We start from the raw sequence: 10739 nt of genomic DNA on the forward strand, positions 1-10739 counted from the left end.
ATCAGCGGCGAAGAGTGTGGCTGACATCGTTGTTCCTTGCGTGGTGAAGCTGGTTTCGGCCACGGTCACGGGCACTCCTGGCTCGGTGGCGTGATTTCACCAAGCCGGAGGGGTGGTTAAGGGGTCCTGTGCGCGGCGTTGTCCCTAGGCATGCGAGAGGGCAAGGTTCGCCCCGTGGTCTTCAGTGAGCACGCGGCGGCATTCATCGATCTGCGCCTCGGTTTGATCCGGGCTCCATCCAAGCACCGGGGCCAGTGCCTCTGCGACCTGACGCAGCAACTCCTCGGTGACCAGTCCGCGGAAGGCCAGCGAGGTGCGCCGGATGAACACGTCGTTCAGGGATCCGATGTGCTCGTGGGTTCCCAGGTAGGCAAGTTCGGCCAGCGAGAGCTCGTCGAAGGCGCTCAGCGTCGGGTCGTTGGGGCCGATGAAGTCCAGGACCTCGTCGGCACGGGTACCGTAGCGTTCCAGCAGCACCTCGAGGCGCCGGCGTGGAGCCAGCGGGGAGCGAACGGCAAACCATGCCGCCAGGTCGGCCGGGGTCTTGGGGTAGTTCTTGCCCCCGCCGATTGCTAGGTCCTTGGTGGTTGGCCCCGGTGCCACCCCGAGCTCGGTGAGCACCTTGCGGCCAAGGGTCTCGCCCAGGGCGCGGAAGGTTGTCCACTTGCCGCCGATGAGCGAGAGCATCGTGGTGTCGCGCGGCAGCTCGGTGATCTCGATGCGGTAGTCGCGGGAGACGAAGCCCGGGGCCGTATCGTCGTGGCGCGGCAGCGGGCGCACGCCGGAGAACTTGTAGACGATGTTGCCCGGACCGACCTCGATGGAAGGGAAGACGTGTTGGATCAATTCGAAGAAGTACTCGACCTCTTCATCGGTGCAGCGTGCAGGGACGGAAAGGTCCGCATCGATGTCAGTGGTTCCCACCAGCACCCGCTCCCCCATGGGGTAGATCAGCACGATGCGCCCGTCGGAGTGCTCGAAAAAGATCTCCCGCCCGGCGCAGGCCTCCAGCAGGCCCCGGTGATCCAGCACGATGTGGCTGCCCTTGGTGCCGCCCATGAAGCGGCTGGGCTCGCCGATCGACTCATTGGTCAGATCCACCCAGGCACCGGTGGCGTTGACGATCACCTCGGCGTCGAAGTCGAATTCGGTCCCGGTCAGCTCATCACGCAACCTCGCCCCTTGTTCGCCGAACCCGGCCAGGGAGACGTAGTTGCTGGCCCGGGCATGTGGGTTTGCTTCCAGCCCGTCGCGCAGCACGTCCAGGGTGAGCCGCTCGGGGTTGTGCACCGAGGCATCAAAGTAGGTGGCGGTGTACTTCACGTCGGTGCGAAGCAGCGGCAGCTCGGCCAGCGAGGCCTTGGCGCCGTGGAACCTGTGCCACGGGGTGTTGCGGGTCCCTGCCCCGGCGAAGAAGTCATAGAGCACCAGCCCTGCCTTGATCAGCACCGCGCCACGCTCGGTGGGCTTGGTGCTGCGGTGTGTCAGGAAACGGATCGGCGCCGAGAGGATCCCGGAAAAAGTGGAGAAGATCGGGATCGTGGTGCGCAGCGGCTTGACGTAGTGCGGTGCGATCTCCAGCAGCGAGTTGCGTTCCTGCACGGATTCGTGGACGAGGCGGAACTCGCCGTTTTCCAGGTAGCGGATGCCGCCGTGGATCATGTGCGAGGAGGCACCCGAGGCACCCTGGCAGTAGTCCCCGCGCTCCACCAGAGCAACGTCGACGCCCTGCATTGCCAGGTAGCGGAAGGTTGCCACGCCGTTGATGCCACCTCCGATGACCAGCACCTTGGCGCCGGGGCGATCAACCAGCTTGGCTAGTTGTGAACGGCGGGAGGCTGCGGCTGCCACGGTGGGACCATCCTTGAAAATCGGTGCTTCGTTGAATAAAACGGTGTTCACATGGTCCAACCGAGGTTACCCGCGTTCCGGGGCGGCTGCCTAGGGAGGAGAAACGACCGGGCGGTGAACAACCAGCACCGGTTCGAAAGCATGTCCATGTACCAGCTAGTCTGGGCAGTACGGCACAGAAGAGTCAATCCATTTGCACATATGTGCACGAAAGGGTCTTTCCGGTACCCATATGCCCCTGAATACCGTTCCTCTACCTTGCGGCCCTGCATCATCCGTTCAACCCGGCGCCCCCGGCCACGGCCGGCCCCGCGAACGCGATGCACTGCGCGCTGCCCAGCTCTACTACCTGCAACACCTCACGATGGCCTCGATCTCACGTGAACTTGGCATCTCGCGCTCGACCGTCTCCCGCCTTCTGGCGCATGCCCGTCGCACCGGACTGGTCAATATCGAAATCAACGCCTCAGCGGACAGAACCCCCATGCTGGTGCGCGAGCTCGAACAGGCCCATGGCATCAACGTCTTCATCGTGCCCACCGATGGTTCGCTCTCCGAGACCGCGATCCTCGAACGTGTCGCCTCCCATGCGGCGCATGTGCTTAACACGCTGGTCTCCTCGGACATGACCGTTGGGGTGGCCTGGGGCTCTACGATGCAGGCGATCTCCCTTGCCCTGACCCGCAAACCGACCCATGACACCGTCATCGTCCAGCTCAACGGAGCCGCGAACCCGCAAACGACGGGACTGACCTACGCCTCGGAGATCCTCGAGAGCTTTGGCGCCGCATTCACCGCGAGGATCGAGCAGTTCCCCGTTCCAGCGTTCTTCGACCGGGCATCCACCCGTGATGCGATGTGGCGCGAAGGCTCGGTGAACCGGGTGCTGCGCATCCAGGAAGGGATGGGCCTTGCGGTCTTCGGTCTCGGAGCCACCCAGGGAACGGTTCCCAGCCAGGTCTATCGCGGCGGCTACCTCAACGCCGAGGAATCAGCCGCCTTGCACGCCCAGGGTGTGGTGGGCGATGTCGCGACAGTGTTCTTTGACGGAACCGGCAGCGATGAAGGAATCGAAATCAATTCCCGTGCCACCGGGCCCACCCTCGCCGCATTGCGCAAGGTACCGCGCCGGCTCTGCGTGGTCAGCGGCAGCGGGAAGCTTCCGGCACTGCGCGGGGCCCTTGAGGGGGGCCTGGTCACCGACCTGGTGCTCGATGAGGGAAGTGCGCTGCAGCTGCTAAATTCCGCACTGAAGAACCACTAGGCTGGAAACATGTCCGATGACACCCCTTCTGCCACCTCGCCGGTACGGCATCCAGATCCGCGCACCGCGTTGAAGAGCACCCACCGCATCCATGGATCGCTGACCCGCACCTGGACCTATCGGGCGCGGGGAACCTGCCGCGGTGTGATCCTGGCCATCCACGGTTTCCGCGGCGACCATCACGGACTGAACCGGATCATCGAGGCAATGCCCAGCTATACGGTGGTCGTCCCGGATTTGCCCGGATTTGGGGTCTCCACACCGTTTTTGTCCGTTCCTGCCCGCGGCGCAGGCGCTGAAGGGCCCGCACCGCACGGACCTTGGCATGACGTCGCCGGCTACGGGGACGTCATCGGTGCATTGCGCGAGCAACTGGGGCTGGGGACCGATACCATCTTGCTGGGCCATTCCTTCGGATCCATCGTTGCTGCCGCCTACCTCTCCCGGAACCCCGGGTCATTCGCGCAGCTGGTACTCATCAACCCGATTTGCGAACCGGCACTCCAAGGATCCCAAGCGCTGATGTCCCGAGCGGCCGGTCTCTACTACGCGGCCGGGGAGAAGTTGCCTGGCCCGGTGGGCGAGGCGCTGCTGCGTTCGCGGCTTATTACCGATGCGACCTCACTGGCCATGCTCACTTCCAAGGATCGCGGGATGCGCGCCTACGTCTTTGACCAGCATCGGCGCTACTTCTCCGGTTTCGCGTCCCGCGCCACGCTGCGTGAGGCATATGCGGCATCGGTCGCCGAGACCGTGCGCAAGTATGCGGCCCGCATCAACGAACCGACGCTGCTGGTCATCGGAGCGGACGACGTCCTGGGTTCGATTCCCTCCCAGCATTCACTGGCGCGCACCTTCCCGCGCGCCAGGATGCGGATCATCGCCGATGTCGGACACCTGATCCACTACGAAAAGGCGATCGAGGCAGCGGCGCTCATTGAGGAGTTCCTGGCCTGCGAACCCCCGTGGGTTGCGCGCGGCATGCCGCGCACCCTCTACCCCGGCCGCGGCAGGGCGAACCAGTAGGGCCCACCGGGCCAAAGGATCGGTGAGCGGAGGTCTTAGAGGATTCCGTCCGGGTCGATGCGGATCGAGACGATCGGTTCCTTGGCCGCACTGAACCTTGCCCGAAGCGCACGCAGCGCCGCGGTCACCGCAGGACCCTGGGCGTAGGAGAAGAACAGCAGCCAGCGGTGCTCGCCCTCATCGAGCAGCACCGGTCCGTGCCGACGCACCTCCTGGTCGATCTCCAGGGCGGAGATGAACTTATCGGTGGTGGCCGCCGGACCCTTGACCATCGCGGTGCGCACCGCCGGAGGCAATCCCAGTGCGCGTCGCTCGTCGAGTTCGCTCTGCGCGTAGGCGGCCGCGTCGAATCGCACCAGCGCGCGCATCGATTCACTGGGGTCCCCGGCCACCACCACGGTGCCACCGCCAGGACGGTCCTTGGTTCCGTCGCGGCCCCGGGCCAGGCAGGCAGCCCCCATCCACCGGTTGAGCACTTCCTCCCCGGTGCGCAGGCCTTCGCGGGCCATCATCCGATCCCCGTCCAACAGCAGTACCGCGGCGTAGCCGTTGGCGGCCACCGGTTCCGCGCCGGGGGTAGCAACCACCAGTGCCGGGGTGTCGGGGACCGAATGCAGCGGCTTGGCCCCGGTGGCGGCAACAACGTTGATGTTCGGGAAGGCTCGTCCGAGTTCCTCGGCCGTGCGGTCGGCACCGATCGATGCTGCACGCAAGCGCATGAACCCGCACTCCACGCAGCTCCAGTCGTGGGCCACCAGACCGCACCAGCTGCATGCAGGGGCTCCGCGGGCGTCGCCCAGGGCCAAGGGCCCGTTGCATGCGGTGCAACGGGCCGGGGTGCGGCAACGTTCGCAGCGCAGCGCGGGCATAAACCCGGTGCGGGCCACCTGCACCAGCACCGGGCCGTGCGCCAGTGCGGCCTTGGCCTCGCGCCAGGCGGCAGCGGGAAGCCTGGCGGCGTGCAGCAGCGGATCGCGCTCGGCCTCGAACTCATCCGAGGCCGCAATCACCCGTGGCGCGTGGGCCCGCAGCAACCTGCGTTCGGCCTCCAGTTCCTGGGCCCAGCCGCTGCGGATCAGCCTTTGGGCCTCGGCGCTGCGTCCCGGGGCGGCGAGCAGCAACCCGGCGTCCTCGATGCCGCAGCGCAGCAGCAGCACCTCGCGGGCGTGGTGGTAGGGGGCACGCGGTTCAGCGTGCGAGGAATCCGCGTCGTCCCAGATGATCGCCAGCCCAAGGTCCTTGACCGGGGCGAAGGCGGCATTGCGGGTGCCCACGACCAGCCGTGCCTGTCCGCGGGCGACGCGCAGGAAGTTGCGGTAGCGCGGGGTGGCGCCGTCCTCGGCACTCAGCCGGGCATACCCCTTCGAGCCCAGGTGGTCATCCAGGGTTAGGCAAAGCCGTGCAAGATCCCGGGCATCGGGAACCACGATCAGCACCCCCCGCCCGGAGGCAAGCACCAGTTCGGCGGCCTCGAGCAGCAATGCTGGCCAGTCCCCGGGACGGTTGGGAACCGCGGAGAGCACGGCACGCGGGGATTTGCCGGCCCTCAGCGCGCGGGCGTATTCGGTGCCGCCGTGGTATTCGGCCAGGAGGTGGTCCCCCGGTTCCCCGGGAGGATTGTCGGCCGCTGCAGGCCCGGATTCGGAGGGCTTCTCGGTTTCCATCCGGGCCATGCGCGCGGGAACGGCTGCGCGCAGCACATCCCACACGCCTCCGGCGTAGCGTTCGGCAACGGCCCGGGCAGTGGCCAGCACGGGCGCGCTGAGCACCACCTCGGGGGAAACCACCGCGCGCAGTGGTTGCAGCTTGATCCCCGGGTCCGAGTGCCCGAGGCGTTCGGTGAGGAATCCGCCAAGTTCCTGTCCTCCGAAGCGCACCTTCACCCGAACCCCTGGTTGTGCCGCCGCGTCAAGATCGGCAGGCACCAAGTAGTCGAAGGGGCGGTCCAGGTGCGGGACGGCCGAATCGATCACCACCCGGGCCACCGGCAACTCCCGTGCCATGTTCGCGATGCCCGGCAGGGGCGCGGACAAGTCAAAACCCGCCAGCAACGATGGCTGAAGCGACTCCCCCATGCACTCCACCTCCCCTTGAACGGATCCAGCAAACACACTGTCCTTGGAACCAAGCCAACCACGGGCCTCCGACAAGTGCACGCCCCTCCGGACGCGGCATTACGAGCCCATCGGGTGCTGTGGCGCCCTATGGGCGGAAGACCCCGATGGTGTTTGGGCCGCCTCGGCGGACAGCAGAGATACAGGTGCGCGGCTAGGCGCCGAAGTACGCCTTCAGCGCATCCACCCGATCCAGCTTCTCCCAGGTGAAGTCTGGATCCTCGCGGCCGAAGTGGCCGTGTGCGGCGGTCTTCTGGTAGATCGGGCGCAACAGGTCAAGGTCCTCGATGATGCCCAGCGGGCGCAGGTCGAAAACCTCGTTGATGGCCGCAGTGATCTTCACCGGGTCAACTCTCTCGGTGCCGAAGGTCTCCACGTACAGGCCAACAGGGCGTGCAACGCCGATGGCGTAGGCGATCTGGACTTCGACGCGGCGGGCCAGTCCGGCAGCCACCACGTTCTTTGCGACCCAGCGCATGGCATAGGCAGCCGAACGGTCGACCTTTGAGGGATCCTTGCCGGAGAAGGCGCCGCCCCCGTGGCGGGCGAAGCCGCCGTAGGTGTCAACGATGATCTTTCGACCGGTCAGCCCGGCATCGCCCACCGGTCCTCCGATGATGAACGGTCCCGAGGGGTTCAGGATGATGCGGGTCTCGGAGGTGTCCAGGCCGGTGCCTTCAAGCACCGGGTTAACGACCTCGGCCAGCAGTCCGTCCTTGAGGTCCTCGAGGGAGTATTCACAGGCGTGCTGGGAGGAAACCACGACGGTTTCCACCGAGACCGGGGTGTCCCCGTCGTAGCCGATGGTGACTTGGGTTTTCCCGTCGGGACGCAGCAACGACAGTGTGCCGTCCTTGCGCACCTGGGTGAGCCGCTCGGAGAGGCGGTGTGCCAGGTGGATCGGCGTCGGCATCAGTGTCGGCGTCTCATCGGAGGCGTAACCGAACATCAGACCCTGGTCCCCGGCGCCTTGGGCATCGCGCGGGTCTATGGCGGTGCCTTCGCGGACCTCGAGTGATTCAAAGACGCCCTTGGAGATTTCCTGGGACTGCTGCCCGATCGACACCGAGACCCCGCAACGCGCTCCGTCGAAGCCGTTGGCCGAGGAATCGTAGCCGATGTCAAGGATCGTGCGGCGCACGATCTCCGGGATCTCGACGTAGCCGTTGGTCGTCACCTCGCCAGCCACATGCACCAGGCCAGTGGTGGTCAAGGTCTCCACGGCGACCCGGGAGTTGGGATCCTTGGCCAACATGGCATCGAGGATGGCGTCGGAGATCTGGTCACAGATCTTGTCGGGGTGGCCCTCCGTAACCGATTCGGAGGTGAAGAGGCGTAGCTGCGGGGTTTCTAAAGTCACCACGCCACTCTACCGGTAACCCCGCTCGCGGACAGATTCCCCGATCCGGCCCGTCATCTGAATCGAGGTTCCCGTCAGATGACGCATCCATGACGAATTGCGGCAACAGGTTCACCGTCCATGAAGTAACGCATGGAGGCAAGTTCGGCCTCCATGCTAATGAGGGCCCGGGCCCGGTCATCTAACCGGCGTCGGTTTCCAGCGCCACGGCGACGGCATCTATCACCGAGGCGGCGACCTGGTCCTTCGAGCCTGCGGCGTGCACCGCTTCGGTCCCGTCGGCGAAGAGTATGGTGACCGTGTTTTCATCGGTTCCGAAGGTCAGGTTCTCCCCCACCTCGTTGACGACCAACATCTCGCAGCCCTTGCGTGCCAACTTAGCCGCGCCGTATTCCAGCACGCTTGATTCCGCGTCCCCGGTCTCGGCAGCGAAGCCGACGACCAGCGGGGCCAAGCCACCGGCCGGGCCCTCGGCGGCGCGTTCGGCGATCAGTGTTGCCAAGATGTCGGGATTGCGCACCAAGGTGATCACCGGATCAGCGCGATCATCGGACTTCTTGATCTTTGCGCCTAGGTATTCGGCCGGCCTGAAGTCAGCTACGGCAGCGCTCATGATCAGCACGTCGGCACCCCGTGCAGCGCGGGTGACGGCAACATGGAGCTGCTCGGCTGTGGAGGCCGTGCTCAGTTCCACACCCGCCGGTGCCGGCAAATCCATATGCGCGGCGATGAAACGCACGCTCGCACCGGCGGCCAGTGCTGCCTTGGCCAACGCGATGCCCTGGCGGCCCGAGGACCTGTTGCCCAAAAAGCGCACCGGATCCAGCGGCTCGCGGGTTCCTCCGGCGGAAATCGCAATGACCTTTCCGGCCAGGGCAGCGGATACAGGGGGCGCCGTTTCGCCCAGGTAGCCGGCGACGACGGCGAAGATCTCCTCGGGATCCGGAAGGCGGCCGGCACCGGAGTCCTTGCCGGTGAGCCGTCCCACTGCAGGTTCGATCACGTTCACGCCGCGGCTTCGCAGCAATGCGACATTGGCGATGGTTGCCGGGTGTTCCCACATCTCGGTGTGCATGGCCGGGGCCATCACCACCTGGGCGCCGGTGGCTAGAAGGGTGCCGGTGAGCAGGTCGTTGGCCATGCCCGCGGCGGCCCGGGCCAACACATCCGCGGTGGCCGGTGCCACGATGACCAGATCGGCCTCCTGTCCCAAACGCACGTGGTTCACGGTGTCCACGGCCTCGAACACGGAGGTGTGCACCGGGTTCCCGCTCAACGCTTCCCATGTCGCGGCCCCGACGAAGTCCAGGGATGCGGGCGTCGGGATGACATCGACGTGGTGCCCGGCCTCCTTAAACAGCCGTAGCAGCGAAGCTGCCTTGTAGGCGGCGATCCCCGCGGATACACCTAGGACAATGCGCTTCACTGCTACCACCGATGCGTTAGTGCGCGGCGCCGGGCCCTTCCACATCCACAAGGACGGGGATCGGTGCGCGCCGGCGCCTACGCGTCGTAGTCGTTTGAGGCCGAGTGGCTACTCGGCGACTTCCTCAATCTTTGTGACGTTGAGCAGGCCCTCGTTAATTTCGCGCAGTGCGATGGAGAGCGGCTTTTCGTTCAAGCGGGTGTCGACCAGCGGGCCGACGTACTCGAAGAGGCCCTCGTGCAGCTGGGCGTAGTACGCGTTAATCTGGCGTGCGCGCTTGGCTGAGTTGATCACCAAGGCGTACTTCGAATCGGTGGTGGTCATCAGGGAGTCGATCGACGGGCTGATGATGCCTTCAAGGTTCGTGTTCACGAAGCCTCCAAATAACTAGTTGGTTGATCAAGACGTAAAAGGCGAGCACCGGCGGTTCTCGCAGCTACCGGGCGGCGGCGGCGTAACAACTGGTCTAGTCTAAGGGTTTTAACGATCGTTCGGTGTCAATCCCATAAGGGTCACCAATTCGTCGGAAGCACGCGAAATATCGTCGTTGACGATGGTGACGTCGAATTCGGATTCCGCAGCTAGTTCCAGTTTAGCTGTTTCCAGCCGCCGCTGCTGCTCCTCGGGCGCTTCCGTGCCGCGGCCCACAAGTCGACGCACCAATTCATCCCAGCTCGGAGGCGCCAGGAACACAAATTTGGCCTCCGGAAGGTTCTCCTTGACCTGTCGCGCACCCTGCAAATCGATCTCAAGCAGCACTCGCTTGCCCGCCGCGACGGCCTCTTCGACCTTCGAACGGATGGTTCCGTAGCTGTTCTGCCCGTGCACGATGGCCCACTCGAGCATTTCCCCGTCCTGGACCAATTCCCCGAACTTCTCCGGACCCACGAAGAAGTAGTGCACACCGTCAGCTTCCCCGGGGCGCGGGTTGCGCGTCGTGGCGGAAACCGAAAGCCACACTTGGGGGTAGTTGTCGCGAATGTAGGTGGAGATGGTTCCCTTGCCTACGGCCGTGGGACCGGCTAGGACTGTGACCGCTGGGTGGGGGCTTACCGTCATGGTGTGAGTCGTTAGTCTTTCGTTTTGGGCGGCGATTGCTGGAAGTGTTCCACCAATGCGATGCGCTGTTTGCGCCCCAACCCGCGTAGTCGCCGGCTGGGTGAGATGCCTAGTCTATCGATAAGCGTATGCGCCCGGATCTCGCCAACGCCCGGAACCGACTCAAGCAGGTCCATGACCCGCAGTCGTCCGATGGCCTCGTCGTCGGGAACCAGCTCCAACAGCTCGGTGATGCTCAGCTTTCCTGCGCCGAATTGGTTCTTGATTTCAGCCCGGCGCGTCCGAGCCGCCAACGCCTTGGCCCGAGCGCGAATACGGTCCTCGTCTGAGAGTTCTCGCAGTACCATGCCTTTTGCCGCCAATCCATCTATAGGGTCCAGCATCAGGGCAAGTAGCCCTGAACCGAAGATAACCAATCATGGCACTTGATGCAATGGTTAATCGTGCTGTGGCTACCACGAATGCGTGAATATAGGTGAAACTGCCGACTTTGGGCGCAACACCGGCCCCGGGATGTAACCAAGATCATGCCAGCTTGGTGACGGGTGCCGGTTTCCAGTCCCACCTGACCCGATGCATGGTTCGGACCGGGTCAGGGCGCAGCGTGAACGAAGGTGCCCTTGGTTTGACCGTCTCCTC

The 10739-nt window shown here is 65.0% G+C and carries 9 protein-coding genes; 2 read left to right on the forward strand and 7 right to left on the reverse strand.

Annotation, left to right across the window (positions count from 1 at the left end):
• Positions 1-144: 144 nt before the first annotated feature.
• On the reverse strand, positions 145-1851 hold the full coding sequence (locus ABEA12_RS06855; RefSeq protein ID WP_210100822.1) for a glycerol-3-phosphate dehydrogenase/oxidase: 1707 nt from the start codon (positions 1849-1851) through the stop codon (positions 145-147).
• A gap of 232 nt (positions 1852-2083) precedes the next feature.
• On the opposite strand from ABEA12_RS06855, the gene ABEA12_RS06860 reads away from it, so the two are divergent.
• Entirely contained in the window at positions 2084-3115 is a 1032-nt protein-coding gene (locus tag ABEA12_RS06860; RefSeq protein ID WP_210100823.1) for a sugar-binding transcriptional regulator, read from the forward strand.
• A 9-nt stretch (positions 3116-3124) separates the two neighbouring features.
• Positions 3125-4141: an alpha/beta fold hydrolase gene (locus ABEA12_RS06865; RefSeq protein ID WP_210100824.1), complete on the forward strand. Its 1017-nt coding sequence runs from the start codon at positions 3125-3127 to the stop codon at positions 4139-4141.
• A 35-nt stretch (positions 4142-4176) separates the two neighbouring features.
• Here the strand turns inward: ABEA12_RS06865 and ABEA12_RS06870 are convergent, their stop codons facing one another.
• From ABEA12_RS06870 to mihF, 6 genes are all read right to left on the reverse strand, one after another.
• Positions 4177-6216, reverse strand: coding sequence for a primosomal protein N' family DNA-binding protein (locus ABEA12_RS06870; protein ID WP_210100825.1), 2040 nt, complete (start codon positions 6214-6216; stop codon positions 4177-4179).
• A gap of 193 nt (positions 6217-6409) precedes the next feature.
• The gene (gene metK / locus ABEA12_RS06875) at positions 6410-7615 is read right to left on the reverse strand and encodes a methionine adenosyltransferase (RefSeq protein WP_210100826.1); all 1206 of its coding nucleotides are present in this window, start codon (positions 7613-7615) and stop codon (positions 6410-6412) included.
• Between the two features lie 181 nt (positions 7616-7796).
• Positions 7797-9086: a bifunctional phosphopantothenoylcysteine decarboxylase/phosphopantothenate--cysteine ligase CoaBC gene (gene coaBC, locus ABEA12_RS06880; protein ID WP_210100827.1), complete on the reverse strand. Its 1290-nt coding sequence runs from the start codon at positions 9084-9086 to the stop codon at positions 7797-7799.
• 63 nt (positions 9087-9149) lie between these two features.
• Positions 9150-9413: a DNA-directed RNA polymerase subunit omega gene (rpoZ, locus tag ABEA12_RS06885; RefSeq protein WP_210100828.1), complete on the reverse strand. Its 264-nt coding sequence runs from the start codon at positions 9411-9413 to the stop codon at positions 9150-9152.
• Between the two features lie 108 nt (positions 9414-9521).
• Entirely contained in the window at positions 9522-10100 is a 579-nt protein-coding gene (gene gmk / locus ABEA12_RS06890; protein WP_210100829.1) for a guanylate kinase, read from the reverse strand.
• An 11-nt stretch (positions 10101-10111) separates the two neighbouring features.
• Positions 10112-10447: an integration host factor, actinobacterial type gene (gene mihF / locus ABEA12_RS06895; RefSeq protein WP_210100830.1), complete on the reverse strand. Its 336-nt coding sequence runs from the start codon at positions 10445-10447 to the stop codon at positions 10112-10114.
• Positions 10448-10739: the final 292 nt, after the last annotated feature.

The organism is Paeniglutamicibacter antarcticus (assembly GCF_039544305.1).
In the GTDB taxonomy this organism is placed as follows: Bacteria; Actinomycetota; Actinomycetes; order Actinomycetales; family Micrococcaceae; genus Paeniglutamicibacter; species Paeniglutamicibacter antarcticus_C.

Bases quoted from the DNA above. Each gene is read 5' to 3' on its own strand.
- ABEA12_RS06860 (WP_210100823.1), top strand. From the start codon at position 2,084: ATGCCCCTGAATACCGTTCCTCTACCTTGCGGCCCTGCATCATCCGTT.
- ABEA12_RS06865 (WP_210100824.1), top strand. From the start codon at position 3,125: ATGTCCGATGACACCCCTTCTGCCACCTCGCCGGTACGGCATCCAGAT.
- ABEA12_RS06870 (WP_210100825.1), bottom strand. From the start codon at position 6,216: ATGGGGGAGTCGCTTCAGCCATCGTTGCTGGCGGGTTTTGACTTGTCC.
- coaBC (WP_210100827.1), bottom strand. From the start codon at position 9,086: ATGTGGAAGGGCCCGGCGCCGCGCACTAACGCATCGGTGGTAGCAGTG.
- gmk (WP_210100829.1), bottom strand. From the start codon at position 10,100: ATGACGGTAAGCCCCCACCCAGCGGTCACAGTCCTAGCCGGTCCCACG.
- mihF (WP_210100830.1), bottom strand. From the start codon at position 10,447: ATGGTACTGCGAGAACTCTCAGACGAGGACCGTATTCGCGCTCGGGCC.